Annotated in this window: 23 protein-coding genes, 4 tRNA genes and 1 riboswitch; of the genes, 13 read left to right on the forward strand and 14 right to left on the reverse strand. The window is 55.4% G+C overall.

What is annotated here, in order from left to right:
* Positions 1-23: 23 nt before the first annotated feature.
* Positions 24-1,724, forward strand: a complete 1,701-nt coding sequence (gene menD, locus N6V40_RS07540; RefSeq protein ID WP_262199570.1) for a 2-succinyl-5-enolpyruvyl-6-hydroxy-3-cyclohexene-1-carboxylic-acid synthase — start codon at positions 24-26, stop codon at positions 1,722-1,724.
* A 106-nt stretch (positions 1,725-1,830) separates the two neighbouring features.
* Here the strand turns inward: menD and N6V40_RS07545 are convergent, their stop codons facing one another.
* The 4 genes from N6V40_RS07545 to N6V40_RS07560 all read right to left on the reverse strand — a co-directional run bounded on the left by N6V40_RS07545 (position 1,831) and on the right by N6V40_RS07560 (position 5,826).
* On the reverse strand, positions 1,831-2,613 hold the full coding sequence (locus tag N6V40_RS07545; protein ID WP_131088848.1) for an amino acid ABC transporter ATP-binding protein: 783 nt from the start codon (positions 2,611-2,613) through the stop codon (positions 1,831-1,833).
* Between the two features lie 13 nt (positions 2,614-2,626).
* Entirely contained in the window at positions 2,627-3,418 is a 792-nt protein-coding gene (locus N6V40_RS07550) for an amino acid ABC transporter permease (RefSeq protein ID WP_131088847.1), read from the reverse strand.
* A 110-nt stretch (positions 3,419-3,528) separates the two neighbouring features.
* Complete coding sequence (locus tag N6V40_RS07555; RefSeq protein ID WP_131088846.1) at positions 3,529-4,317, reverse strand: ABC transporter substrate-binding protein; 789 nt, start codon at positions 4,315-4,317, stop codon at positions 3,529-3,531.
* Between the two features lie 171 nt (positions 4,318-4,488).
* On the reverse strand, positions 4,489-5,826 hold the full coding sequence (locus N6V40_RS07560) for an isochorismate synthase (RefSeq protein WP_262199572.1): 1,338 nt from the start codon (positions 5,824-5,826) through the stop codon (positions 4,489-4,491).
* 289 nt (positions 5,827-6,115) lie between these two features.
* Between N6V40_RS07560 and N6V40_RS07565 the strand changes: the two genes are divergently transcribed.
* Positions 6,116-7,213, forward strand: coding sequence for a polyprenyl synthetase family protein (locus N6V40_RS07565; protein WP_131088844.1), 1,098 nt, complete (start codon positions 6,116-6,118; stop codon positions 7,211-7,213).
* 72 nt (positions 7,214-7,285) lie between these two features.
* Here N6V40_RS07565 and N6V40_RS07570 read toward each other — a convergent pair whose 3' ends face one another.
* Genes N6V40_RS07570 through N6V40_RS07580 form a run of 3 tightly spaced genes read right to left on the reverse strand, consistent with a single transcriptional unit; the run spans position 7,286 to position 9,654 of the window.
* The gene (locus N6V40_RS07570; protein ID WP_131088843.1) at positions 7,286-7,798 is read right to left on the reverse strand and encodes an HIT family protein; all 513 of its coding nucleotides are present in this window, start codon (positions 7,796-7,798) and stop codon (positions 7,286-7,288) included.
* Complete coding sequence (locus N6V40_RS07575; RefSeq protein WP_131088842.1) at positions 7,798-8,232, reverse strand: hypothetical protein; 435 nt, start codon at positions 8,230-8,232, stop codon at positions 7,798-7,800. The genes N6V40_RS07570 and N6V40_RS07575 overlap by 1 nt, the downstream gene beginning before the upstream one ends.
* Before the next feature lie 18 nt (positions 8,233-8,250).
* Positions 8,251-9,654: a PucR family transcriptional regulator gene (locus tag N6V40_RS07580; RefSeq protein ID WP_262199573.1), complete on the reverse strand. Its 1,404-nt coding sequence runs from the start codon at positions 9,652-9,654 to the stop codon at positions 8,251-8,253.
* Between the two features lie 114 nt (positions 9,655-9,768).
* Between N6V40_RS07580 and N6V40_RS07585 the strand changes: the two genes are divergently transcribed.
* The 3 genes from N6V40_RS07585 (at position 9,769) to gabT (ending at position 13,070) form a co-directional block, all read left to right on the forward strand.
* The gene (locus N6V40_RS07585) at positions 9,769-11,376 is read left to right on the forward strand and encodes a sodium-dependent transporter (protein ID WP_131088840.1); all 1,608 of its coding nucleotides are present in this window, start codon (positions 9,769-9,771) and stop codon (positions 11,374-11,376) included.
* A gap of 2 nt (positions 11,377-11,378) precedes the next feature.
* Complete coding sequence (locus N6V40_RS07590) at positions 11,379-11,531, forward strand: methionine/alanine import family NSS transporter small subunit (RefSeq protein WP_131088839.1); 153 nt, start codon at positions 11,379-11,381, stop codon at positions 11,529-11,531.
* Between the two features lie 195 nt (positions 11,532-11,726).
* Complete coding sequence (gene gabT, locus N6V40_RS07595; RefSeq protein ID WP_131088838.1) at positions 11,727-13,070, forward strand: 4-aminobutyrate--2-oxoglutarate transaminase; 1,344 nt, start codon at positions 11,727-11,729, stop codon at positions 13,068-13,070.
* Between the two features lie 96 nt (positions 13,071-13,166).
* On the opposite strand, the gene rarD is transcribed toward gabT, so the two are convergent.
* Positions 13,167-14,105: an EamA family transporter RarD gene (gene rarD, locus N6V40_RS07600; RefSeq protein WP_262199574.1), complete on the reverse strand. Its 939-nt coding sequence runs from the start codon at positions 14,103-14,105 to the stop codon at positions 13,167-13,169.
* Between the two features lie 261 nt (positions 14,106-14,366).
* Between rarD and htpX the strand changes: the two genes are divergently transcribed.
* Complete coding sequence (gene htpX, locus N6V40_RS07605; protein WP_131088836.1) at positions 14,367-15,245, forward strand: zinc metalloprotease HtpX; 879 nt, start codon at positions 14,367-14,369, stop codon at positions 15,243-15,245.
* A gap of 106 nt (positions 15,246-15,351) precedes the next feature.
* Here the strand turns inward: htpX and N6V40_RS07610 are convergent, their stop codons facing one another.
* On the reverse strand, positions 15,352-15,840 hold the full coding sequence (locus N6V40_RS07610) for a YajQ family cyclic di-GMP-binding protein (protein ID WP_131088835.1): 489 nt from the start codon (positions 15,838-15,840) through the stop codon (positions 15,352-15,354).
* Positions 15,841-16,021: 181 nt separating this feature from the next.
* Between N6V40_RS07610 and N6V40_RS07615 the strand changes: the two genes are divergently transcribed.
* Together N6V40_RS07615 and trxA are read left to right on the forward strand one after the other, a co-directional pair.
* A tRNA-Tyr gene (locus N6V40_RS07615) sits at positions 16,022-16,103 on the forward strand.
* A gap of 138 nt (positions 16,104-16,241) precedes the next feature.
* Positions 16,242-16,616 (forward strand): thioredoxin, encoded by a 375-nt coding sequence (gene trxA, locus N6V40_RS07620; protein WP_131088834.1) that lies wholly within the window; start codon positions 16,242-16,244, stop codon positions 16,614-16,616.
* Between the two features lie 23 nt (positions 16,617-16,639).
* Here trxA and N6V40_RS07625 read toward each other — a convergent pair whose 3' ends face one another.
* The gene (locus N6V40_RS07625; protein WP_131088833.1) at positions 16,640-17,611 is read right to left on the reverse strand and encodes a DNA-3-methyladenine glycosylase family protein; all 972 of its coding nucleotides are present in this window, start codon (positions 17,609-17,611) and stop codon (positions 16,640-16,642) included.
* Positions 17,612-17,741: 130 nt separating this feature from the next.
* Here N6V40_RS07625 and N6V40_RS07630 point away from each other — a divergent pair, with 130 nt between their 5' ends.
* Positions 17,742-19,106 carry a cystathionine beta-synthase gene (locus N6V40_RS07630; protein ID WP_131088832.1) on the forward strand — a complete coding sequence of 455 codons (1,365 nt, stop codon included), beginning with the start codon at positions 17,742-17,744 and terminating at the stop codon, positions 19,104-19,106.
* 25 nt (positions 19,107-19,131) lie between these two features.
* Positions 19,132-20,289 (forward strand): cystathionine gamma-synthase, encoded by a 1,158-nt coding sequence (locus N6V40_RS07635; protein ID WP_131088831.1) that lies wholly within the window; start codon positions 19,132-19,134, stop codon positions 20,287-20,289.
* Positions 20,290-20,370: 81 nt separating this feature from the next.
* Here N6V40_RS07635 and N6V40_RS07640 read toward each other — a convergent pair whose 3' ends face one another.
* Positions 20,371-20,787: a hypothetical protein gene (locus N6V40_RS07640; protein WP_262199575.1), complete on the reverse strand. Its 417-nt coding sequence runs from the start codon at positions 20,785-20,787 to the stop codon at positions 20,371-20,373.
* Between the two features lie 305 nt (positions 20,788-21,092).
* Between N6V40_RS07640 and N6V40_RS07645 the strand changes: the two genes are divergently transcribed.
* Complete coding sequence (locus N6V40_RS07645; RefSeq protein ID WP_131089806.1) at positions 21,093-23,015, forward strand: DEAD/DEAH box helicase; 1,923 nt, start codon at positions 21,093-21,095, stop codon at positions 23,013-23,015.
* Between the two features lie 118 nt (positions 23,016-23,133).
* On the opposite strand, the gene thiC is transcribed toward N6V40_RS07645, so the two are convergent.
* Both thiC and N6V40_RS07655 read right to left on the reverse strand, forming a co-directional pair.
* Complete coding sequence (gene thiC, locus N6V40_RS07650; protein ID WP_262199576.1) at positions 23,134-24,876, reverse strand: phosphomethylpyrimidine synthase ThiC; 1,743 nt, start codon at positions 24,874-24,876, stop codon at positions 23,134-23,136.
* A riboswitch (TPP riboswitch) is annotated at positions 24,872-24,981 on the reverse strand. (Overlaps the previous gene by 5 nt.)
* A gap of 175 nt (positions 24,982-25,156) precedes the next feature.
* Positions 25,157-25,227 (reverse strand) — tRNA-Thr (locus N6V40_RS07655).
* Positions 25,228-25,746: 519 nt separating this feature from the next.
* Here N6V40_RS07655 and N6V40_RS07660 point away from each other — a divergent pair.
* A tRNA-Thr gene (locus tag N6V40_RS07660) sits at positions 25,747-25,818 on the forward strand.
* A 47-nt stretch (positions 25,819-25,865) separates the two neighbouring features.
* Positions 25,866-25,939: transfer RNA gene (locus N6V40_RS07665), tRNA-Met, on the forward strand.
* Positions 25,940-26,159: 220 nt separating this feature from the next.
* Here the strand turns inward: N6V40_RS07665 and N6V40_RS07670 are convergent.
* Positions 26,160-26,942, reverse strand: a complete 783-nt coding sequence (locus tag N6V40_RS07670) for a GTP pyrophosphokinase (RefSeq protein WP_242632471.1) — start codon at positions 26,940-26,942, stop codon at positions 26,160-26,162.
* Positions 26,943-26,986 lie beyond the last annotated feature (44 nt).

Consider the following 26,986-nt stretch of genomic DNA (forward strand, 5'->3'; position numbering starts at 1 on the left):
AGGAATCGAAGGAGCCACATCGCGTGGGATTGCAGCAACCAGAAGAGCAACGCGCCATCAGCACGGCTCGTGAAGTCCTCGGATCACTGATCCAGGCGGGAGTACGAGATCTAGTGATTTCTCCCGGCTCACGTAGCGCGCCCTTGGCCTATGCCGCCGCTGAAGCTGAGCACGCAGGATTGCTCACCATCCATGTGCGCATCGATGAGCGTTCAGCCGCCTTCATGGCCTTAGGTCTGGCGCAAAGCACAAGAACACCGGTAGCCGTAGCTGCCACCAGTGGTACTGCCATCGGCCAGATGCTGCCAGCCGTCATGGAGGCGAACCACACAGCAACACCACTGCTAGTCCTCTCCGCGGACCGGCCCGATGAACTACATGGCACGGGTGCCAGCCAAAGCACCAAACAAAAGACACTCTTCGGCGAACACGTCAGGGCCGCGCTCAACGTGTCTGCAGGCCAAGATCCTGTAGCCCAAGTGAATCAAGCGCTAATAGCGCTCGCCGGTAGCCAGCTGAACCCGGCCGGCCCAGTGCAGCTGAACCTGCAATTTCGCGATCCGCTGATCCCAGGTGAAGACGAAACGATTGGCTCTCAGCCCTGGACCAACATTCAGGCCGGTATATGGCCTGGTGTCGTGAATCAATCATCAACAGCAATCGTGAGTGCTCAAGTCCTTCCACAGCGTCGCACGGTTGTTGTTGCAGGACATGATGCGGGGGAGCAGGCGGCAGAGTTTGCACAACTTTTAGGTCTGCCACTTTTTGCTGAGCCCTCGTCCAACGCACGCTTTTCAACAAATGCCATTACTCATTACCGGCCGTTGATTGCCGTGGGCAGTGAACACATTGATCGTGTAGTGCTTTTTGGGCGTCCTACGCTCAGCCGGCCTGTAGCCAAACTCTTAGCTGATCCTCGAATTGACAGTGCCATCTGGCAACCGACACCAGCGCCTTGGTATGAGCCAGGGCGGCGTCGTGAGCAACCGATCAATAGCTGGGAACAGCTTGTAGAGTTTGCCGGTGTAGGCGCTGAGGGATGGCTGGCCAACTGGCAAGACCTAGATAGACACGCCCAGCAGATTCGTGCGTTGCACGGCGAAGAGTCCACGCTCAACGGGCTGGACGTGGCTGAAGTGCTCTGGGAAAACCAGCCGGAGGTTCTACTGCTCGGCTCATCTAATATCGTTCGCGATTTTGATCTGGCTGCCAAGCCGACCGAGAGTCATGGCACCAAGGTGTATGCCAACCGTGGTTTAGCGGGAATTGACGGCACGATTTCTACTGCCATGGGCTTGGCCGTGGGCAGTGGACAGCGAACTGTCGCTGTCATGGGAGATATCACCTTCGCTCATGACGCCAGCTCCTTGATGTGGGCACCTTCAGAGCCACAACCTCAACTGGATGTGGTGGTGTACAACGATGGTGGCGGTGCCATTTTCTCCACATTGGAGCACGGTGCGGTGGATGACTCGGGACGTTATGCCGAAGCGGTCGAGCGTTTGTTTGCTACTGCTCAACAATTTGATGTTCAGTCGCTGGCCAAGGCTTATGGGTGGCGCTATGAGCGGGCAACCTCCAGAGCACAACTTTCAGATATCTTGACCCAGTCAGAGGAAAAGACGCTGCGGCTCATCGAAGTCCCGGCTTCCCGTGAAACCTTGCGGGCAGATAATCAACGACTCAATCAACACATCTCAAGCCTTGTTTGGCCAGAGCCCTAAGCTGTTCACTGATTCTTTCGACAAGAAAATCCTCTGCCCCGAACACCTACCCGGTGTCGGGACAGAGGATTCTTTTGCAATAGATCTTCTTTAGCTTCTTTGGGCCTTAGATATCCACGTGGGTAGGGTCCAAGACTCGACGCAGGAAATCCTGGGTACGAGGCTGTTGCGGATTGCCAATGACTTCCGAAGCAATGCCTTCTTCAACCACCACACCGCCGTCCATGAAGACCACACGGTCAGCAACTTCTTTAGCAAAAGCCATTTCGTGGGTGACCACAAGCATGGTCATACCCGCCTGGGCTAGATTCTTCATGATCGATAGAACTTCACCGACCGTCTCAGGATCCAAAGCACTGGTTGGCTCATCAAAGAGCATCAGCGTCGGTTCCATCGATAGTGCACGGGCAATAGCCACACGCTGCTGCTGACCACCGGAAAGCTGGTCAGGGTAGCGACCACCAAAATCGCCCAAGCCAACACGTTCGAGGTGGCTGTGAGCTACCTTCTGCGCATCAAGCTTCTTGCGCTTGAGCACCTTGATCGGTGCAACAGTGCAGTTTTCCAACACCGTGAGGTGTGGGAAAAGGTTGAACTGCTGGAAAACCATTCCAACTTTTTGACGCATCTGATCAAGATTGACATCTACGTTGGTGGCATCAAAGCCACCGACCATGATCGTGCCGCCGTTGGGCTGCTCAAGTAGGTTGACACAACGCAGCAAGGTGGACTTTCCGGAACCTGAAGGACCAATCAGGCAAACAACTTCGCCCGGCTTAACCTTCAGATCGATGCCCTTGAGTACTTCGTTGGAACCGTAGGACTTACGCAGTCCGGTGATCTCCACGCCCGCGGCATTGACTGAAATTTGATTAGTGTCAGTAGACATTCTCAAGTCCTCTCTACCGCTTGGTCTTCGCTGCGCGGGATTCGAATTTACGGGCTACCAAGCTCAACGGAATGGTGATAACCAGGTAGAACAAGCCAGCAACCACCAGCGGGGTGAGGCCTGCATCCAACTGGGAGATACCGTCACGGCCGAACTTGGTCATCTCGTACTGGGCCATGGCTGCGCCAAGAATAAATGCCAACGAGGTGTCCTTGGTGAGCAAGATGATCTCATTGGTCATCGGTGGCAAAACAATCTTGAATGCCTGCGGGATGACGATGGTAACCATTGCGCGCCAGGCTGGCATGCCCAGCGAACGGGCTGCTTCGGTCTGACCCTTAGGGACAGCCTGCAAACCAGCACGCAGGGTTTCAGCGATATAAGCCGAGGAAACCAGACCCAAAGCGAACATCACGTTCACCGGCTGCGGCCACGTAGTGCCAAAAGCTTGAGGCAAGCCAAATCCAAAAGCCAAGAGCACGAGGATCGCGGGGATGCCACGGAAGAATTCAATAAATGCGGTGGCGAACCAACGATAGGGCGCGAAGCTCGCGGTTTTCAATAGGGCCAGAATCAGACCCAGTGCCAAGCCAAAGGCGAAGGCAATGATCGTGTAGAAGATGGTGTTCTTCAGGCCGACCAAAATCATGTCCGGGAACATCGGGCCGAGCTTGTCAAAGGAGAAGAACGCGTAAGCGGCCTTATCCCAGTCAATAATCGCAATCAACGCGATGATGATGCCTACAAAGACAACTATCTGAATGGTCTTGCTCGTACGGGCACGCTGACTGGTAGTCATTGCCATGGGGTTGTACCTCTCGTAAAGGTAGCGGGGGTTCGCACTTGCAACCGGGTCATGCTTGTCGGTTGGGCGGTGAACCCCCGCTGGTAGATCATTGCGTGTTCAGTGACGAGTTATTTTTCGCCGAACCACTTCACGGTCAGTTCTTCCATGGTGCCGGCATCGGTCAGGCGCTTCAGGGTTCCGTTGACCAGCTTCAAGGTGTCAGCCTTGTCCTTAGGAACGGCAACACCTAGCTGCTCACCGGTCTTGAAGTTGGCCACAGCCTTGTAATCGGCTTTGTCCTTCACCGCGTAGCCGAGGACCGACTGGTTGCCCAGCACCGCGTCAACCTGGTTGGCCAGCAGGGCCTGGGTCTGCAGACCGGCATCTTCGTAGCCGACCAGGTTCTCCAGGCCGTTTTCCTTGCCGTACTTTTCACCGGTGGTGGCCTGCTGGACACCGACCTTCTTGTCCTTGGCGGTTTCCAGATCGGTGATGCCCGAGCCGTTCTTGGCGATCAGAACCAGGTCATCATCCATGTAAGGGGTGGAGAAGTCCATCTTCTCCTTGCGTGCATCGGTGATGGAGATCGAGGAAATTGCGATGTCGCACTGGGTGCTGAACAGGCCCGATTCGATGGAGTCGAAGCTGGCGTCGATGACGTTCAAATCCAGCTTGGCGTCCTTGGCGATTTCTGCAGCAACATCCATGTCGAAGCCGACGTTCTTGCCGTCTTTAACAAATTCAAATGGCTCGTAAGGGATATCCGAGCAGACGGTCAGCTTGCCCTGGTTGAGCGGGAAGGATGCACCATCCGCTGAGGATTCGGAGCTGCTATCGGAACCGCAGGCGGTCATTGCCAAGAGTGCTACGGAGCTGAGAGCGATAGCGGCGGCGAATTTTTTCTTAGGGCTGCGCATAGGATCAAAACCTACTTTCGGGTCATTGCGAGTGGATCACTGCGATGCCCTAATCATAACCGCGGTAACACTAGCGAGAGACGCACTTCACACAAGTGTCATCGAGGGCAAGAAAAATTTACGCTGAAGAAACATGAGAGTGAAACAATTGACCGAAAAGTGATCTGCGTCCTACTCGGCGCCGAGGGCCTGGCGCATGGGGCGCATTTTTGCCCAAGACTCTGCCAGTTCATCCTCCGGCACTGAACCCGGAACGATGCCACATCCGGCGTAGAGGCGCATGAGTTTCTCGTCTTCCAAGATTCCTCCGCGCAAGGCGATGCCAAATTCTCCGTCGCCTCGGCTATCAACCCAACCCACTGGGCCCGCGTAAGGTCCACGGTCCAAACCTTCGAGCTCGCGCAGGAGCACCCCGGCCTTCTTGGTGGGTGTTCCGCACACCGCTGCGGTGGGATGGAAAATTTCAGCTACATCCAAAGCGGAGGGCAAGGCGCCTGTTGCGTCGGCACGCAACTGTGCGCGTACGTCGCTGGCTAGATGCCAGACGTTCGGTAGCTGGAGAATAAATGGTTCTTTGGGTGCGCTCATGCCATGCGAGATTGGGTTCAACGAGTCAGTGAGTGAATCGATGGCCAGCTGATGCTCATTACGCTGCTTGGGATCTTCAAAGAGTCGATGCTGGGCAAACTCAGGGTCTGCGGCTCCCGCTGCGGCACGATCTAACGTGCCGGCCAAGACGCGGGCTTCTGCCAGGCCATCGGTGACGCGAACCAGCATTTCCGGGGTGGCACCCACGAGGCCATCAACACTGTAGGTCCAGCAGTCTGCGTAACGTTCGGTCAGAGCGTGGGCCACTGCGGACAGATCGATGGGGGAGGTGCTGTGGGCTAGTACGTCGCGAGCCAGCACCAGCTTGGAGATTCCGCGCTCTTCAAAATGACCCAGTGCTTTGCGTACGGCTTCAACATAGGAGCCTGCGGTCAACTGTCCACTGGTGAGCTTGATAGCCCCTGGATCGGTGGCAGCGATGGCCGCGTCCTCCATGGCGGCGTTGACCCGGGCCAAAGCCTGCTCGTAGGTCAGATCTCTTAGTTCCTCGGCGGTGCCGGTTACGGTAATCCACGCGCCCTGCTCATCGCGTCCAACCACCAGCTGCGGGATGATCATGCGCGATTCAAAAACGCTGGTAAAGGAAAAAGCGAAGGATCCAAAGCTGACCAAACCACTACCGGGCCGGTTGATTGGATCAATGATGTCCGCGGCCTCGATGACCTGTGCAAACCACGCGCGGGCCCGCGCGAAGCGTTCCTCCCCGTGGGTGTGCAGGCGGGCGGCGGTGCCAAAACCCACCAAGCCATGCCCGTTCCGGGTCCAGACCATGCTTCGGTGACGCAATGAGTCGCCAAGCAGAGTTTGCGGGGCATCAAGATATTCAAAGGTGATGCTGGACAGCGATGGAGCCGACGCCTGATGGGCGCTGGCGCTAAGAACGGACGATTCTGCAGACATGATATGGCTAAGCCTACCGCGGGATGCCGGGGTTCAAGCGGTGGTGGTGTCCCCAGTCACGACTGTGAGATATGGCGGGTCTTGGCAGAACTGTTAGCCTAAGTCGGTAAACTCTAAACCGAACCGCTCGGTCGCTGGCCTGTAACCTGCAAAATGTTGCGTCGTGCCGATCACCAGCGGTGGACCGCATCGGTTAGAGTGAAGAGATGTTTGTCTGCATTATGCAGGCGCAGAAGTCTTCGCATTCCGCGATGGCCGCCCCGATGAAAGATAAGTAAGCCGTAGAACAGTGACTGATTCGAAGAGCAACTGGACCGCAGCCGGGCACGAAGTGTCCGACTCGATTGAGCTGAATCCTGAAACCGCTGCATTAGCTGCGGCTATCAATCTTCCCTCGGGCTTTGCAATGCTGGCCGAGGACCCGGACTTTGGTCCGGCTATTTCCATCGGTATGGCAAAGGTCGAGAAGCTATTGCGCGATGCGCTAGCTAACTCCGATCCATTGATTGATGCCTCCAGCCGGCACCTGGTCGAAGCCGGCGGTAAGCGCGTGCGCCCATTGCTGGTGCTGCTGACCTCACTGCTCGGCCACGGTGTGACCGACGAGGTCATCAAATCTGCCGCCATTGTGGAGCTGACCCACCTGGCCACCCTGTACCACGATGACGTGATGGACTCAGCTCCGCTACGTCGTGGAGCCCCCACCGCCCACGAGGTCTGGGGCAACTCGGTAGCCATCTTGGCTGGCGACCTGATCTTCGCCCGGGCTTCGGTCTTCGGTGCAGATCTGGGACCAGAAGCGGTGATGTGGCAGTCGCGAACCTTTGAGCGCCTCTGCCTAGGCCAGCTGCATGAATCCATCGGGCCGCGTGAAGGCGACGACGCGATTGAGCACCACATCCAGGTCATCAGCGATAAGACCGCTTCTTTGCTTTCCACCTCCGGTGCCTTTGGCGCTCGTTTTGGTGGAGCACCTGAATTTATTGAGACCTTGCGTGAGTACGGTGAAAAGGTTGGCGTTGCCTTCCAAGTTGCCGACGACGTAATTGACCTAGCGTCCGAGAAGGCAGATTCGGGCAAGACTCCGGGCACTGATTTGCGCGAAGGTGTTCCGACGTTGCCAATCTTGCTGTTGCGTCAGGCTGCTGAGGCTGGAGACGAACAAGCACAGGCTGCGCTGGCACTGGTTGATGCAGACCTCACTACCGATGAGGCCTTGGCCCAAGCAGTAGCAGCGGTCCGTGAGCACACCGCGCTCCACGATGCGTGGAAGGTTGCCCGTCAGTGGGCAGATTCCGCGATCCAGGCGCTGAATCCGTTGCCAGAGGGCACCGTGAAGCAAGCTTTGATCTCCTTCGCTGACGCCGTGGTAACCCGCGACGCCTAAAGAATGTTGAGACGAAAAATCTCCTGAAGATTGATTTCTTCAGGGGATTTTTTGCTTGGTCATCGCCGGTGCTCAGCGGATAACTTGTGCAGCAGTTAGTGGCTCTGGATGCTCATTAGAGAATAGAGCCGCGCGTAGTTCTTTGGCTTTGATCGCTCGTTCTTCAACCGAGACCCGGTGGCGAAGCTGCTGGTACAACTGATCATCGTGATACCGCGGGAACACATGCTGGTGGTAATGCCAGACGTGCTGGTTTCCTGCCGGTTCATTATGTTGCCTGGTACTGGTTCCTTCGGGATCCCACGCTAATTTCATGGCCAAGGCCACGCGTTTGGTTTCCTTCATGATCGCCGCACCGGTGGCGTCGTCTAGGTCGTAGAGTGCTTCCAAATGTTTGGTGGGAATGATCATGGCATGCCCGCCGTAATTACCAAACCCATCACAAGCCATTATGGCGGCCACCAGATCAGTCTGATAAATCAGATCTGTGGGTGCGCACAAGTTGTCTTGGCTGAACGGTAAGTCAAGCACCAATTCGCAAAATGGGCATTGGTAGCCGTCCGGTTGATGGGAATGGTGGAGCACTAGTCCTCCAGTTCGGCAGCCAGCTCGTCAAAGACCCATGCGAACATGTCCAGCGTGAATTCACTGAAAGTGCCTTCTTCACTGGTCCAGGTACCTTTGGCGTTATTGCGGCGATAGACAATTGGATCCGGAACATCAAGCTGTGAAGCCTTAAACGCCCAGACAAACTTCTCTTCTTCGTCTTCCAAGAACAGCAGGTGACCGTCTTCGATTTCCAGCTCTTCTGGGTCGAAGAAGTAGTGGTAGGCCTCCATGAAGTCTTCATTGTTGCCTAGGGCCCGGTAGAACTCTTCGAGCACAAAAGGAATCGAAACCTTGGACTGCGCTAGGGCTTCGCTCAGCTCTTCGCTGTTCAACCCGTCGGCTTCATTCCACTGGTCTTCCAAATATTTTGGAACCAAGGAACAGAACTTCTCTAGAAACATGTCAGCCATGTCTTTATCCTATCGAGATTAGCCAAGCTCTAGTGCGCTCAACGCGATCCAAAGCTGGACTCGGTCACTTGTCACATTCGGGTCATAGCCCGAGAGCTCTGAGATCTGCTGCATGCGATAGCGCACCGTGTTGCGATGCAACCCTAAAGCTTCGGCAACGGCGCCGACAGATCCATCCCGATTCAGGTATTCACGCAAGGTCAACAGCAAGTCTGACTCATGGGTGGAATCAAAGTCCTGCAGTGGGCCCAAAGCCTCGGTAGCCAAGTCTTGCAATGGGACATCGCGGGCAGCGAGCAGCAGCGAGGTCAAAGAAAGTTTGGTTGGCACGTTGACACGTTCGCCGTGACGAAGGGATTCAAGCGCCTCAAAGTAGCTCCAACGAATACCGGTGGTATTTGAATAGCGTCCACCGTAGCCAACGCGGGCGGGAATACCGGCAGCCACCAGATACTCATCTAGATGCTTGATTGATAGCTGCACCTTGGAGTGGGCAACAATGACCGCAAGCCGTCCTTCCATCATTGCGGAGACCTGGGAAGAAAGATCAGCTGGTAATGGCAGTGTTTGGAGTCGTTCGGCTTGAGATGAAGCCTGCACCAAGATCACTGCGTGTTCACGCTGTGGGTTTAGTCCCAGGGCGCCAAGCCGTCCGGCTGCGTCCGAGCCAACCAGCGTGCCGGCGGCAAGGTCAGCGAGTACTTGACCGTTGGCCTGGCGCTGGGAGGCGCGAAGGCGTGACTTGTTGGCCATTTCTAGGCCAATCAGTGACTGTGCGTAGTCCACGACCGGGTCATGTACGTAGGGTTCGGCCAGATGAAGAATGCACTTATCGCGAAGTCCGGTAGCCACCGGAAGTTCATGCCAGATACGTTCTGGGTCGTAGTCGCCACTGATGACCTCGCCGTGCAGGCTGAGTGCCACATCGGTGCGGATCATCCGTACGAGCTCATCAAGCATGCTGTCCAGATCTGAGGAGAGCAGCGAGCGAGCCAGCTTCTGGTGCGACTTGAGCAGGTTCTCAACGCGCTTGAGGTGATCAGCATTCAACGCCTCGGCGATGAGCCGGGTGATTGAGGCAAAAGGTACCTGATAGGGAACTTCAAAGACCGGCAATCCTACTTCGCGGGCGGCGGTGATGGTTGCCTCGGGAACCGAGGAATGTTCAAGACCGGTGCCGAAACCCAGCGCCACTGCATCATTGGCGGCCAGAACACGAACGAATTCTCGTTGGGCGGCTTTTGTCTTTTGACGCACACCGGTGGTCAACACGATCTCTCGACCGGTAAGGAAGCGTGAGGGGTCAAGTAGCTCCGTGATGGCTCCCCAGGTGATAACCACGTCGTCGCGATGGGTGTGGTCGGTCATCGGCTTCAGGTTGAGCTCGTCATGCTCAAGGAGTCCGCGTAAACTAATTGCCATGTGGCTATTCTAGTTGGGAGACGGAAAGTTCCCATTTCAGCAAAATGCTCAAATAATGGACACACGCACCCGAAAATTGACCAGAATGTGAACTTTTTGCAGTAGCTTGGATTCATGAGCTCTCCATCTTCTACACAGGGCGCTCCACTCGCATCCGAAAAGCGTGAAACCTTCAGTTCTCGAAAGTTGTTCATCCTTTCTGCGATTGGTTCAGCCGTTGGTCTGGGAAACATTTGGCGTTTCCCTTATGTTGCCTACGAAAACGGCGGCGGTGCATTCCTGATCCCTTACCTGGTCGCAATTCTCTGCGCCGGTATCCCTTTGCTATTCCTCGACTACTCCATCGGTCACCGCTACCGCGGTTCGGCTCCACTGGCTTATCGCCGGGCCAACCGTAAAACCGAAATGCTCGGCTGGTGGCAGGTACTGATCTGCTTCGTAATCGCCATTTACTACGCAGCCATCATCGCGTGGGCTGCCATGTACTGCTGGTTCTCCATCACCAAGGCCTGGGACAAGAACCCTAAGGGAGCCGAAGGCTTCTTTATGAATGACTTCCTCAAGGTTTCCGATACCGTGGGCGTTTCCTTCGACGTGGTCGGCCGCATCTTCGTGCCGATGTTGATCGTTTGGCTGGTCACCATGGTGATCATGATTGCCGGCGTTAACAAGGGTATTTCCCGAGCCAACGCGGTCTTCATGCCATTGCTGATCGTCATGTTCGTGATCCTCGTGGTCCAGTCGGTCTTCCTGCCAGGCGCCATTGACGGCCTGAACGCCTTCTTCACCCCGGACTTCGCGGCCTTGCAGAACCCGGCCGTCTGGGCTGCGGCCTTCGGCCACATCTTCTTCTCGCTGTCCGTGGCCTTCGGCATCATGGTCACCTACTCCTCGTACATGAAGCGCAAGAGTGACTTGACCGGTTCCGGTTATGTTGTTGCTTTTGCTAACTCGGGCTTCGAGCTGCTCGCCGGTATCGGCGTCTTCGCTGCCCTAGGCTTCATGGCGCACAACGCTGGATCCAGCGTTGATGACGTGGCCACCAGTGGCATCGGCTTGGCATTTATTGCCTTCCCAACCATCGTCTCCCAGGCACCTCTGGGTGGACTCATTGGTGTGCTGTTCTTTGGTTCGCTGGTCTTCGCGGGCTTGACCTCGCTGATCTCGATTCTTGAGGTCATCGTTGCGGCCTTCCAAGACAAGCTGGGCTGGAAGCGTACCCCGGCAACCTTGGTAGTTGTTCTTCCAGTTGCCGTGATCTCACTGGTGCTGTTCCCAACAACCACCGGTTTGTACCTACTGGACACCATGGACGCCTTCGTGAACCAGTTCGGCATCCTCGCTTGTGCATTGGTCTTGGTGATTGTCTTTGGCGCAGGTCTTGGCATGTTGCCTAAGCTGGCCAAGCACATGAACCGTCACAGCTCCATCAAGCTGGGCACCGGTTGGAAGGTCCTGGTTGGCGGCATCGGTCCGGCAGCGCTGGGCTACATGCTGATCAACGAAGTGCAGTCCAAGATCAACGAGCCGTACTCGGGTTACCCAGCATGGTTCAACGGCATCTTCGGTTGGGGCATGGCTGGCGCGTTGATTGTTGGCGCTGTACTCATGTCGCTGATCCCATGGGGCAAAAACTCAAAGATCGATGATCCAGAGTTTGAACAGCATCAGAAGAATGTTGAAGCTGAAGAACTTCCTGACGCAGTCGGAAAGGAATACTAGTCATGAGCGGCATCGCAATTGTATTCATGATCATTTCCATGCTGACCATCTGGGGTGGCCTGGCCATCTCACTGATCAACCTCTCACGCAATCCTGAAAAGGATGATGACCACGTGATTGAAACCGCTGAACCTGCAGGTAATAGCAACCTGTAATTTCCGCAGAAATTAGCTGTAGCCTCCTTGTTCCAAGTCCGACTTGGAACGGGGAGGCTTTGCTGTGCAGATGCACTACAAAACCAAAAGTCATTTGTGCCAACTTTGCTAGTCGCAAAGGGCCTTGAAGAATAGTCTGTTGGTTAGAACACGTCGAGCGACATGCTCGTAAAACTTTAGTGAAAGGACAAGCAGGTGGACGTTACCTACCGTATTGAACAGAAGCGCAAGATCAACGGGCCATTCCCCGGCCCAAAGTCGGAAGAACTCGCCGCACGCCGCGCCAAGGCAGTTGCTGCCGGCGTTGCTTCCACCCTGCCTGTTTACGCAGCTGACGTTGACGGCGGCATCATTGTTGATGTTGACGGCAACCAGCTGATCGACCTGGGCTCGGGCATCGCGGTAACCACCGTTGGCGCATCCAACCCAGCAGTGGCTAAGGCCGTTGCCGAGCAGGCGCAGCGCTTCACCCACACCTGCTTCATGGTTGCTCCTTACGAGAACTACATTGCCTTGGCTGAGAAGCTTGCTGCCATCACCCCAGGTAACTTCGAGAAGCGCGCAGTGTTCTTCAACTCCGGTGCTGAAGCCGTGGAGAACGCCATCAAGGTTGCTCGTGTAGCTACCGGTCGTCAGGCAGTTGTAGCCTTCGACCACGCTTACCACGGCCGCACCAACTTGACCATGGGTCTGACCGCTAAGGCTGCCCCATACAAGCGCGGATTCGGTCCACTGGCATCAGAGATCTACCGCATGCCAATGAGCTACCCATTCCGTGAAGAGAATCCAAACATCTCGGGCAAGGAAGCTGCAGAGCGCGCGATCTTGGCCATGGAGAAGCAGATCGGTGGCGACCAGATCGCTGCGATCATCATCGAGCCAATCCAGGGTGAAGGTGGCTTCATCGTTCCTGCAACCGGCTTCTTGCCACGCGTTGCTGAATGGGCCAAGGAAAACGGCATTGTCTTCATTGCTGATGAAGTTCAGGCCGGCTTCGCACGCTCCGGTGCTTGGTTCGCTTCGGACATCGAAGAGATCGAACCAGATATCGTCACCGTGGCTAAGGGCATCGCCGGCGGTATGCCACTGTCGGGCATCGTTGGCCGCGCCGAACTGCTTGACTCGGTTCACGGTGGCGGCTTGGGTGGCACCTACGGTGGTAACCCAGTAGCTGTTGCTGCAGCACTTGAGAGCATCAAGTTCATGGAAGAGCAGGACCTGCCAGGTCGCGCACGTGAGATCGAAGAGAAGTTCTTCGCTCGCTTCACCGCTTTGCAGTCCGCATTCCCAGCTATCGGTGAAGTCCGTGGCCGTGGCGCAATGATTGCTATTGAGTTCGTCAAGGCTGGTGGCAAAGAGCCAGACGCAGATCTGACCAAGGCTATCGCTGCCGAGTGCCTGGCTCAGGGTGTTGTCATCCTGACTTGCGGTACCTACGGCAACGTCATTCGTCTGCTGCCTCCATTGGTTATCGGGGATGAGCTGCTCAACGATGCATTCGACGTTCTTGAGACTGCTATCCGCAAGCTTGCTGCCTAAGGCTTAGCCCGGAAGTAAATAACTAAAGCTTCGGCCGTTCTAGTTTGAAACTAGAACGGCCGAAGCTTTTTCTTTGTGCGCTAAATGCGTTGGCAGCTAGCTGATCTCTACTGGTTCAGGAAGGTTCCGGGCCTTAGGTGCGCGAAGCATATCGACCAAAACAAAGATGACCGCAATCCATACCAGGACAAATCCCATCCAGCGTTCAAACGGCATATGTTCGTGGAACACCAGTACACCAAGGATGAACTGCAGTAGGGGAGCGATGAACTGCAGCGAGCCCACCGTGCTCAGCGGAAGGCGTCGAGCAGCCCCACCAAAGAGCAAGAGTGGAACAGCAGTGATGATGCCGCTGGAAGCCAGCAAGAGTACGCCACCGAGGTTGCTGTCTAGCAAGGTGGAACCGGTGGTCTGCGAGAGCCAAATGACGTAGATGATGGCCAGCGGGGTTAGCCACACAGTTTCGACCGTCAGTGCGCCCAATGCGGTGCCCTTGGAGCCGACCTTGTTCTTTACTAGGCCGTAGAAGCCAAAGGAGAACGCAAGGCCCAGAGAAATCCATGGCACGCGGCCCAAGCCCACGGTGAGCACAATAACGGCTACGGTAGCCAGCGCCACTGCTGCCCACTGCAAGGGGCGCAGCTTTTCCTTAAGCACCAGCACGCCGAGCAGGATGGCAACAATGGGGTTGATGAAGTAGCCCAGCGACGCCTCAAGTACGTGTCCGGTCAACACTGCCAAGGCGTAGAGAACCCAGTTGCCCGCGATCAAGACGCTGGCCAGGGCCAACTGCATCATGGTCTTTGTATCTTTGAACATCGCAATAAACTGACGAATCTGCGAGGTAATAGCGAGCAGGATCAAGCAGAAGATCAAAGAGAAGAGAACTCGCACGGCTACGAACTCCACAGCTGAGATCTCCGGGAGCAGCAAGAAGTATGCGGGGAGCAATCCCCAGATGAGATAGGCAGAGGTGCCTTGAATCAGACCATAGCTGTGTTCAGAGCGGACCGGTTTGGTGGTGCTTGATGACATGCAGAATGTACGCTTTCGAACTATTGTGAAGCAGGAAAAGGCGGAGCTACGGGGCAAAAATTGCACCCTGCAACTCACAAAGTACAACGCCTATAGCTAGACAATATTCCCCGCAGAGCGAAATACGTTAGGCAGAATTCGGTACTCTACATCACAACTGCGTTTCAAATGCTTAATACCGGAACGAAGCTGCAGGCATAAACGTTGACTAGACTAAGAAATACCAACTTGGTCTGAGTCATTTACAAGGAGTGCGTCACGGTGCATGGTCATAACAACGGACTGAAAACAGCACTGTTGCTCGGCGGAATGTTTGCCCTGCTACTGGCTATCGGTTCGCTCATTTCGGCCGGAACTGGCCGGTCAATGTTCATTTGGGTCTTCGCCCTGATCGGTTTGGGCACCACCGCGTATGGCTACTGGAACAGTGACAAGCTCGCCTTGCGTTCCATGCACGCCTACCCGGTGAGTGAAGCTGAGAATCCGATGATGTACCGCATTGTGCGCGAGCTATCGATGAACGCTCAACAGCCAATGCCGCGACTGTATGTCTCACCAACTACTTCGCCCAATGCCTTCGCCACCGGCCGCAACCCACAAAATGCTGCGGTGTGCTGCACCGAGGGAATCTTGCAGCTACTCAATGAGCGCGAGCTGCGCGGCGTGCTGGGCCACGAACTGATGCACGTATATAACCGTGACATTCTCACTTCATCGGTGGCTGCGGCGATTGCCGGTGTAATCACCTCGGTGGCACAGTTCCTGATGTTCTTTGGTGGCGGTGGAAGCAATGAAAACCGCAACGTCAACCCGATCGCACTGATCGCGTTGTCGCTCTTGGCACCACTGGCCGCATCAATTATTCAGATGGCTGTGAGCCGGACTCGTGAGTATGACGCTGACGAAGATGGAGCCAAACTAACCAACGACCCATTGGCTCTGGCCAGCGCGTTGCGAAAGTTGGAGTCCGGAATTTCTCAGGCTCCACTGGCTACGGGGGACCAGAAGCTGGTCAACAGCTCACACCTGATGATCGCTAATCCTTTCGGTTCGCGCCTGAAGCAGATGTTCTCCACGCACCCACCAATGGATCAGCGTATTGCTCGCCTCGAAGCCATGGCCGGCGGCCAGCAGTACTAGAAATCCTTAGCGGTGTTTGCGCGTAGACAAAAAGTGAGCGGCGGCTTCCCACATTGACTGTGGGATGCCGCCGCTCACTTCTAGTTCAAAGAGAACCTAAAGATGCCTACCGGAAGTTGATGAACTGAAGGTCAGCTTCTTCGAAGTCACGCAGCAGGGCCATGGTGGCCTGCAGATCATCGCGGGACTTGGAAGAGACGCGAAGCTCGTCACCCTGAATGGTGGACTTGACTCCCTTAGGAGCCTCATCGCGGATCAACTTGTTGATCTTTTTGGCGACATCTTGTGCGATGCCTTCCTTGATGCTGGACTCAATGCGGTATTCCTTGCCGGATGCAAATGGCTCACCGGATTCCAAGGACTTCAATGAGATGCCACGCTTGACCAGCTTTGACTGGAAAACATCCAGTACAGCGTTGACGCGCTCTTCAGAGTTAGCCTTCATCAAGATCTTCTCGCCACTGAAGTCAACCTCAGCGCCTACACCCTTGAAGTCGTAGCGCTGGGCGATTTCCTTCTGGGCCTGGTTCATCGCGTTAGCGACTTCCTGGCTATCAACCTTGCTGACGACGTCGAATGTGGAATCACTAGCCATGTGAATACTCCTAGCTGTAACGGGTCTGATTCGTTTCATAGCCTACCGGTTTTGCGCCCTAAATTCGGGCTGTGATCAGGCTTACAGAGAAAAGAGCCCCCTCGATTTCACATCATCGAAAATCTCCTGTAGAGTTATTTCTCGTTCCGACAAGAACAAACGTTCTTGAACGAACCATCTCGGCAGATTACCCGAGCGGCCAAAGGGGGCTGACTGTAAATCAGCTGGCAACGCCTTCACTGGTTCGAATCCAGTATCTGCCACAAAAACTCCCGGATCATTGATCCGGGAGTTTTTTGCATCCGGGCAAACTTTGTTGCACTGTGATCCGGATCTATTCCCGGTGTCAATGAAGATCACCTTTCTACGTATTTCACCTAATGTTCGGTTACCGTATAGGCATGGCTACTAGAAATGTGAGCGAAGATGACTTCGCACAGGTGATTGAAGACAACGATATCGTCCTTGTGGATTTCTGGGCAGACTGGTGCGGACCGTGCAAGCAGTTTGCACCTGTTTATGATCAGACCTCAAACAAGTTCACTGATGTTGTTTTCGCCAAGGTAGACACCGAAGCAGAACAGGGCCTGGCCCGTGCAGCTAACGTAACTTCGATTCCTACCATCATGGCTTTCCGTGAGCAGGTACTCGTCTTCTCGCAGGCAGGTGCGTTGAACCAGCCACAGCTTGAAGACTTGGTCACCGCCGTCAAGGGCATCGACATGAGTGAAGTTCACAAGCAGATCGCTGAAGAAGCAGCTCAGGCTGACTCCTAGGACTGCGTTTTGAGTTTCGGGCCCTACCTCTGCCGGTGATCCAGCGGAGCGTAGCGTGGCCCGAAGCTTTGTTTTCGCTCGCCAGAGAGCATCAACAGTCGCACCACTCGTTGCCGATGTGGTGCGTAGGGTGCCAAGAGCGCCAGCATTTGTGGATCAGTGATCCGCTTTCCGGTCAGTACTTGACCAACAAAATGGGCCAAATGGAAGTCTCCCACTGAGATGTGGTCTGAAGACCCATGCGACCGCTGAAGAGTTTCAGCGATAGTCCACGGCCCGATTCCAGGCACCGAGGCTAACGCCGCCTCCAATGTTCCAGGCGCTTTTGCCGCCGGCTTGGCATGGTTCAGTGGCTTATCCGCCCACCAATTGATGGCACCGGCTACCTGAACGAATTTTCTTATCGTTGTGGCGCGCTGCCCTTCAACCCGAGCCTGCTGCCAATCCCACCGTTGCATCTGTGCCAGATCCAGCGGTGAAGGAAAAATCTTCAACCCTTCAGGGGCCGGACCGGGCGCGGGCTGTCCAAATCGATGAACGAGCCAACGCCACGCATGGTTCGCTTCAATGCCAGTAACGCGTTGCTCAAGAATGGCACCTACTGCATGCTCAAAGATCCTGCCGGTTTTGGGGAGTACTACATCAGGATGTTCTGCCCGGTTCCGGGCAATAATCTCCGGATAGATTCCCTCTTGCAGACCTTGATCAAATTCGTTCCAATCATCCTGCGCGCCTAAAAGATTGGGCGCAGAGTCCAATGCCCAAGATGCGCCGGGACCCCATGCTTGGAAGTCGGCAGCACCTTGAAGGGTGGGTTTTGAAATTTGCAGGGTTGCTGGGCCTAGGGGAGTAGCAAAAGCCAGCCAGGCTTCACTTGCCGAAAGCCGAATCGTCGGGTCACCGAGGCCTCGGCGCAGGATACCCAGAGACTTCGTCAAAGACACCGGTCCGCTAGGAGTGAAGCTCGCGCTCCAAGATTTCTGCATATTTCGCATTTTATCGTCTGGATCTTTGAGCTTGGGGCTTCAGTGGCCTTTAGCACTGACGCAAACATCACGTCCACTGCATGACGTTTCACTACGATCGGCAAGGACAAGTGTGACAAGCGCCGGTAAAGTTCTTGACATGAAGTATGCTTCCACTGTTCTTGATCTGATTGGCAACACTCCGCTGGTAAAGCTCAACAGCGTTACCGACGGAATCAAAGCCACCGTATTGGTCAAACTTGAATACCTAAATCCCGGCGGATCCATTAAGGACCGCATTGCGTTGAAGATGGTTGAACGTGCTGAACAGTGTGGCCAGCTTAAGCCCGGCGGCACCATCGTGGAACCTACCAGTGGAAACACCGGTGTAGGTCTGGCCATGGTTGGCCAGCTCAAGGGATACAAAACCATCTTCGTCACGCCAGATAAGGTTGGCGAGGAAAAGCGCGACGTACTTCGTGCCTATGGTGCCGAAGTAGTGGTCACGCCTACCGCTGTAGCCCCTGATTCTCCAGAGTCCTATTACGGTGTCTCGGACCGACTGGTGACCGAAATTGAGGGCGCCTACAAGCCCGACCAGTTCTCCAACCCGGGCGCACCTGATAGCCACTTTGAAACTACCGGACCAGAAATCTGGAACGATACCGACGGCAAAGTGACCCACGCGGTCATTAGCGCAGGTACCGGCGGAACCATTACCGGCACCGGACGCTACCTCAAGCAGATCTCGGCGCAGCGTGCTTCAGGCCCAGTGAAAATTATCGCGGCTGATCCAGATGGCTCGGTCTACTCCGGTGGCACCGGACGCCCATACTTTGTTGAAGGTGTTGGCGAAGATATGTGGCCGGGCAACTACGATGCTTCGGTCCCCGACGCTATTGAAGCGGTCACTGATGCTGAGTCATTTGAGATGACCCGTCGTCTAGCTAAAGAAGAAGGACTGCTCTTGGGCGGTTCCTCAGGCATGGCAGTTGTTGCGGCGCTACGTACCGCGCGTGAACTCAGCGAAGACGACGTTGTAGTAGTTATCGCCCCAGATGGCGGACGCGGCTACCTTGCCAAGATCTTCAACGACAGCTGGATGCTGCAGCAGGGCTTCATCACTGATGAATACTCCGCTCTGGACTTCATCGGCTCCGCCCTGTCAAAGCAAGGCACGGAAATAATCGACGAGAACGCAACGTTGTTACAGGCGGCTAGGGCCTTACGCGAACAAGGTGCCGACGCGTTGGTCGTTGCCAGCACTTCGCTGCCAGCCCGCATTGGTGAAGTACGTGGCGTCATCGGCGCCAGCACCATTACCGAAGCGTTGCTCGGTGGAGCAGAACCAACAAGCACCATCAAGGACTTGGGAGATTTGCCCAAGCCACTGATCGGCGTAGCTGACACCCTAGAACACGCCCAAGAACTACTTAAACAGCATCCAGCGGTGCTGCTGACCAAGGGTGGCGACGTTATTGCAGGCGCCACGTCAGCAGATCTGTTGGCTTACTCAACTCGCTAATGATTTCACTTAAGGACTGATATCGATGACCGAAAACACTCAGGGATCAAACACTCGCTTCGTCCACGTGGGCCAGGAATTTGAGCCACACACCGGTGCCGTCGTGCCACCGCTGCACTTCTCGACCACCTACGCACAGGACGGTATCGGAAACCTGCGCAACGGCTACGAGTACGGCCGCGGTGGCAACCCAACTCGTGACGCCCTGCAGGCTCAGCTTGCCGGCGCCGAATTTGGCACCCACGCCTTCTCCTTCGGCTCCGGACTGGCTGCCGAAGACTCATTGATCCGCGCAATTCTGCGCCCAGGCGATCACATTGTCCTTGGTAACGATGCTTATGGTGGAACCTTCCGCCTCATTGACCGAGTGCTCGGTGACTGGGGCATCGGTAACACCCCGGTAGATATGAGCAACGAAGCTGCCCTGGCTGCAGCTATCGAAAAGAACAAGGCCAAACTGGTGTGGGTAGAAACCCCATCCAACCCAATGATGACCATCACCGACATTGCCAAGGTAGCCGAAATTGCTCACGCTGCCGGCGCACTGCTGGTCGTGGACAACACCTTCGCCAGCCCATTCTTGCAGCAGCCTTTGACCTTGGGTGCTGACATTGTGGTTCACTCAACCACCAAGTACATCGGTGGTCACTCCGATGTGGTGGGCGGTGCGGTGATCGTCAAGGACGCAGCCCTGGCAGAGAAGATTGGTTTCATCCAGTTCGCCGTTGGTGCAGTATCTGGCCCAATGGATGCCTTCTTGACTACCCGTGGTCTGAAGACCTTGGGTGTGCGCATGCGCGCACACAGCGAGAACGCGGCCACCGTTGCCCAGTGGTTGCGCGAGCGCAGCGAAGTTGAGCGCGTACTTTACCCAGGCTTCGAAGATCACCCAGGCCATGAGATCGCCAAGAAGCAGATGAGCGACTTCGGTGGCATGGTCTCGGTTCAGTTCAAGGGCGGCGAAGCTGCAGCACGCAAGATCGCTGAAAGCACCAAGCTGTTCACCTTGGCTGAATCCTTGGGTGGCATTGAATCCTTGATGAACTACCCATCGGAAATGACCCACGCGTCGGTCAAGGGTACCGAGCTGGCGGTTCCAGTGAACCTGTTGCGTCTTTCGGTGGGCATCGAAGATCCAGCAGATCTCATTGATGACCTAGAGAAGGCTTTCCGCAACCTCTAAATCAACGCATATAACGCGAGGGTGAACATTCCGTATGGAATGTTCACCCTCGCGTTTTTTGTTTATCGGGTTTCAGCTGCGCTAGCGACGCCGTTTAGGCGGCTTAGGGGAGACGACCTTGAAGTAGTAGTTGCTGCTAGGAAGCCACATGAGAGCTACACAGAACATGATGATGGCGGCCAGTAGTGAATAGCGACCAAAACGCATCAACAATGGCACCGCGGTAATCACACCGAGCCAGGTGAGATTGGTGCGGGCAGCACGTTGACCGGTGAACAAACGGTAGCCAAGAACCCCGCAGGCGCAGCCGGCGGCAGCAAAAAATATGGCCAAGGCAATGGCTGCAAAGTTCAGTGAACCTGAGTCGCTCTGCTCATAAATGAGGAAGCCACCAAAGCCTAAAAACAGCACTCCGGCTAGTAACCAAAGCATTTGCGCGATGAACAAAGCGCTGGGTACAGGCTCTTCAGGGCGGCGTGGCAAGAATGGTATTTTCACATCTTTAACACTACGTGCTTTGGCGCGGTGCCCGATCTCACACGCTCTGGGCACTGACAATTAGCGGTGGTTCGCGTTAGTGTTAAGTGTTCGCAAACTTCAAGGGTATCCCTTGCATCCAGCCCAATATTTGAGGCTGGAGCCTTCTCGTGTTGTATTTCCGCAAGTGTGTGCGGTTTCTTATGTCATAGGGGAGCGCTTGTAGAGCGTGACTTGTATCTGACTGTGTAGCCTATACGTCGTTTCTTTGGGGACGGCTAAGGCATATTCCCCAACGAATGAGGTAAATCTTCGTGTCTTCTGACATGCCCGTAAACACCGATGACAACCAGACCCCAGAAGAGCCAACCGTGCTCTTCTCCGAACTTGGTTTGGATGCTCGTGTGCTTGCATCACTGGCTGACCTGGGCTATGAAAAGCCATCGCCAATTCAGGCCGCCACTATTCCTAAGCTTCTCGAAGGCCGCGACGTTGTTGGTCTGGCTCAGACCGGTACCGGTAAGACGGCTGCTTTCGCGCTTCCTGCCCTGTCCCGCATGGCAGAGCTGGCTGACACCAATGGTCCAGCCCGCACCCCACAGATCCTGGTTCTGGCTCCAACCCGCGAGTTGGCCCTCCAGGTAGCTGAGGCTTTCACTTCCTACGCAAAGTACCTGCCAGACTTCACCGTCTTGCCAGTGTACGGTGGCTCCCCATACGGCCCACAGCTCAACGGCCTGCGCCGTGGCGCTCAGGTTGTTGTTGGTACCCCAGGTCGCGTAATCGACCACATCAACAAGGGTTCTTTGGACCTGTCCAACCTTCAGTACGTTGTACTGGATGAAGCCGACGAAATGCTTCGCATGGGCTTCGCCGAAGAGGTCGACAAGATCTTGGAAGCAACCCCAGCAGAGAAGCAGGTTGCCCTGTTCTCGGCCACCATGCCACGTACCATCCGTCGTATTGCTTCGGAATACCTGCGCGATCCGCAGGAAATTTCGGTCAAGTCCAAGCAGTCGACCGGCACCAACATCACCCAGCGTTACCTGCAGGTTATGGGCTCGCACAAGCTTGACGCCATGACCCGTATCCTCGAGTCCGAGTCATTCGAAGGTGTTATCGCCTTCGTTCGTACCAAGATGGCTACCGAGGACCTGGCTGACAAGTTGAAGGCTCGCGGCTTCACCGCTGCAGCTATCAACGGTGACATCCCACAGCAGCAGCGTGAGCGCACCGTTGAGAACTTGCGTTCAGGCAAGATCGACATCCTGGTTGCTACCGACGTTGCAGCTCGTGGTTTGGACGTTGAGCGCATCAGCCACGTCATCAACTTCGACATCCCACATGACACCGAGTCCTACGTTCACCGCATTGGCCGTACCGGCCGTGCAGGTCGTTCGGGCGACGCGATCTTGTTCATGACCCCACGCGAGAAGTACTTGCTGCGTGCCATCGAGAAGGCTACCCGCCAGCCGGTGACCCAGATGCAGCTTCCTTCGCTGGATTCGGTCAACGACCGTCGTATCCAGAAGTTCACTGATCGCATCGATCAGACCATCAGTGGTCAGGACCTGACCACCTTCCGCGAAATCGTTGAGAAGTTCGCTTCTGAGCACGAAGACCTTGATCAGCTGGAAATCGCAGCTGCACTGGCTTTGATGGCTCAGGGTGGACGTCCATTGCTGATGACCGAACCAGTAGCTTCGCCTTCCAAGAAGGCTCGCATGGAACGTGGTGACCGCCCAGAACGTGGCGATCGCGGCGACCGTGGTGACCGCGGAGATCGCGGCGACCGTGGCCCACGTGCACGTAAGACTGCTGCTGCAGGCAACGCCATGTACCGTCTGGCCATTGGCCGCCGCAACCGCGTGCAGCCAGGCTCGATCGTTGGCGCTTTGGCTAACGAAGGTGGCTTCGATTCTTCGGAAATCGGTGGCATTGAGATCCGTTCGGATCACACCTTGGTTGAACTGCCAGCAGAGCTGAGCAAGGACCAGTGGCGTGCACTGTCCAAGACCCGCATCGGCGGCGAACTGATCAGCATGGAGCTTGACTCCGGCCGTAAGCCACGCGACGACGATGACAACGATCGTGGCGGCTTCCGCGGTGGAGACCGTGGCGGGTTCCGCGGTGGAGACCGTGGCGGGTTCCGCGGCGGACGCGGTGGCGGCGAAAAGCGCTTCGGTGGCCGTGGCGGCGACAAGCGCTTCAGCGACTCGGGCCGTAGCGGTGGACGTCGCGACTACTAAGTCGACGCTCCTAAGCTAACTAGCTAAAAGCACAACACAACGCCCCTGGAACAAACCGAAAGGTTTGATCCAGGGGCGTTGTGTGTTTCTCCAAGATGCTTGTTCCAGCAGCCAGCTATTACTGGGCTGCGCTGCCTACCGGAATCTCATCTCCTAGATAAACTTTCCCGCCGCTCTCCAAGAACTCTCTACTCTTTTCTGCCATGCCTGCCAACGCCGCTTGAGCCTCCGCAGAACCGTATTCATCACGTATATCTTGGGAGATCCGCATGGAACAGAATTTTGGTCCACACATCGAGCAGAAGTGTGCGGTCTTGGCTGGTTCTGCGGGCAAAGTCTCGTCATGGAATTCTTGAGCCGTGACGGGATCTAAACTCAGCGAGAACTGGTCATTCCAGCGGAACTCAAAGCGTGCCTTACTCAGCGCATCATCGCGCGCACTGGCACCCGGGTGCCCCTTGGCTAAGTCGGCGGCGTGAGCTGCAATCTTGTAAGTGATAACACCGGTCTTTACATCGTCACGGTTAGGCAATCCCAGATGTTCCTTGGGTGTGACATAACAAAGCATGGCTGTGCCATATCGAGCGATCTCCGTAGCTCCGATGGCGCTGGTGATGTGGTCATAGCCCGGAGCGATATCGGTAACCAGTGGGCCCAGTGTGTAGAAGGGCGCACCATCACACAACTCCTGCTGGCGTTCAACATTCTCCCGGACCTTATGGAATGGAATATGTCCCGGTCCCTCAACCATGACCTGTACGTCGTACCTCCAGGCCCGCTTGGTCAGCTCAGCTAGGGTATCTAGCTCAGCGAACTGCGCGGCGTCATTGGCATCAGCAATGGAGCCGGGACGAAGCCCGTCACCCAGTGAGAAAGCAACGTCGTACTGTGCGAAGATTTCGCAGAGCTCATCAAAGTGCGTGTACAAGAAATTCTCTTCGTGATGTGCCAAGCACCAGCCGGCCATGATGGACCCACCGCGCGAGACAATGCCGGTAACCCGGTTGGCAGTCAAAGGAACATAACGCAAGAGCACGCCAGCGTGAATGGTCATATAGTCCACGCCCTGCTCACACTGTTCAATGACGGTATCGCGGAAGATCTCCCAGGTCAGTGCGTTGGCTTCGCCATTGACCTTTTCCAAGGCTTGGTAGATGGGCACCGTTCCGATGGGCACCGGTGAATTGCGGATGATCCACTCACGAGTGGTGTGGATGTCATCACCGGTGGATAGATCCATGACGGTGTCTGCACCCCATTTGGCGGCCCACTGCAGCTTGGATACTTCTTCAGCAATCGAGCTGGTCACCGCAGAGTTGCCGATATTTGCATTGATTTTCACCAAGAAGGCTTTGCCGATAATCATCGGTTCAGATTCCGGGTGATTGATATTGGACGGAATGATTGCTCGCCCGGCCGCCAGCTCGCTGCGCACCAGTTCTACATCGCACTCTTCGCGAACCGCTACATATCGCATTTCAGGGGTGATCACCCCAGCTCGTGCGTAGTGCATTTGGGTTACTGTGGCCCCCTGAACTGCACGTAGTTGTGGCGCCGTGCGTCCGGCCCATTCATCGCTGGCAGTTCCTCGGCGGACCGCTGAGCGCCCGTCATCGTGCAGATTGCGTTCGCGGCCTTCATAGACCGCAACGTCTGCTCGTTCCATGATCCACGGTTCCCGAAAAGGATTCAGTCCCTGAGTTGGTTCGCTACCTGGACCACTGGTGCGATACACCCGTAGCGGTTCATTTGGCTGGCCATTGGGGGAGTCCGCAAGTTGAATTTGCGTGACGGGAACTGAGATCCCTTCCGATTCGCGGAACGCGAGAGAGTGGGCAGGATGTTGTTCAAATTGTTCCATTGAGAAACTCACTTCCTTCGCCGGCATTACCCGGACAGGTTCAACGGTCGCGGACGGCGATAGCCCGATCTCAGCCCTTGCCATGGGGCTCCCGTGTGGTCGGAGACGACACTAGCATGAAAAAATCGGCGCACAAGAATGGGCGCCAAAATTTGACGCTAGGTCTGAGCGTTGGAAGTGGAAGATGGGGGAGAAGCGAAGTGGCAGCGGGGCCCAAGAAAATAAGTCCAGATAGACGAAAAGAGAGACAATCTGAATTCAGATTGTCTCTCTTATTTCGAGCCCCTGCCGGAATCGATCCGGCGACCTCGTTCTTACCAAGAACGCGCTCTACCACTGAGCTAAGGGGGCAACGAGTAAATACTCTACACAGGTTTTTGGCGATTTCAAAATCCGTAACGAGTTTGTAGCTGACGTCACAAGACCCCTACTCAAGTAGGAAAAACGCGGCAGGGGATCGGTTGCTCGATGGTGTTCTAAACGCGGGTAGTCTGCGCCGCGAAAAATGGCAGACCTCGCACATGTTGATATTTACCTCTTTTGACTGCGAAGCATCAAGATGTACGGATGTTTTGTTGTTGGAAAAGTGATTTTCACTGACTCAAGCGGCAGGAAAGTGGCACCGCTTGGTCGTTAGAAAAGGAACTCGTGCAGCGCTTTCCGAAGGCTGGAAATTACCAAATTGACCACTACTAATGCTCCAGTGAGCATCGTCACCTATGCGCTTTTGTGCCAACCTTCGTTCCATGTCAGCACTACGTCTTCTAGAAACATGCGTTGACTTGGGGTAACGCGACGCGGTCCGAAATTCATTGGAGGCGAATGACGATTTTTCTTTGTGCCCAAAGCCGTGTAGAGTATTTACTCGTTGCCCCCTTAGCTCAGTGGTAGAGCGCGTTCTTGGTAAGAACGAGGTCGCCGGATCGATTCCGGCAGGGGGCTCTGAGTGAGAAGTAGTCTTGGCTTCTACTGGATTGCTTCTCACTTGTGGCGGCGTAGCTCAGCTGGTTAGAGCGCACGACTCATAATCGTGAGGTCCCGGGATCGAGTCCCGGCGCCGCTACAGATTTGGCCCCGAAATTCATTGAATTTCGGGGCTTTTTCATGCTCAAAATCGAATCCTAGTGCCGTAGGTGGGACCTAGGTGTACCTCGAAAGTACCCCCGACGTCACGTCACGGATATCGGCCCCAGTTCAGAGTGTAGCGAGCAGTGCAATACAGGAACGGCCACCTACCGCATCGCAATGCGATGATGTAGGTGGCCGTTGTTTAGTTGGTGCGTCTAGAGGCTGGCGTCGTTGGGACCGATTGCACCCTTATGCGCCTGGTCGCCACTATTCGAAGCTTCCTTGGCCAGCATGAGTAGCCCTTGGATCACATCAGAATCCATATCTTGCCCATCGGGTTGTTCATTGTTGGCATCGTGACCATGAACCTCGGTGTGAAGCCGTTGCATCTGCATATCCAGTTTGGTTGCAATAGCTGCAGCGTCTGCCAGCTCGCTAGCTAGGTGGGCTGGAACTTCACCTTCGTACTTGTAGAAGATCTTGTGCTCTAGGCTGGCCCAAAAATCTTGGGCAATAGTGCGGATCTGCAGCTCTACGATCACGTTGACCGGACCGTCAGAGAGGAATACCGGAATCTCAACGATCGCGTGAACACTCTTGTAGCCGCTTGGCTTAGGGTTCTTGATGTAATCCTTGATTTGAATGACACGGATATCGTTTTGTGCAGTCAAGGTATTGAGTACCTTGTAGATGTCCTTGACGAAGCTGCACGTGATTCGAACGCCAGCGATGTCACTGATGTTTTCCCTGATCGCGGTGAGCGAGGGGTGAATCTTTCGCTGGCTCACCTTGCGCATGATGCTCTCTGGAGTTTTCACCCGCGAAGTGATGTGTTCAATCGGATTGTACTTATGAAGATAAAGAAACTCTTCGCGCAAGATGGAGACCTTGGTTAGGACCTCATCGACTGCAAACTGGTACTCCATCATGAACCGTTGGAATTGAAGGCGGAACGCCTGCGTAATTTCCTGTAGTTCGCCAGGGGCGAGGTTTGCCACCGACGGCAGCGAAACAACGCCAGGTGGGTCTTCTTGATACGGCG

It is taken from the genome of Glutamicibacter sp. M10, from assembly GCF_025452055.1.
Lineage (GTDB): Bacteria > Actinomycetota > Actinomycetes > Actinomycetales > Micrococcaceae > Glutamicibacter.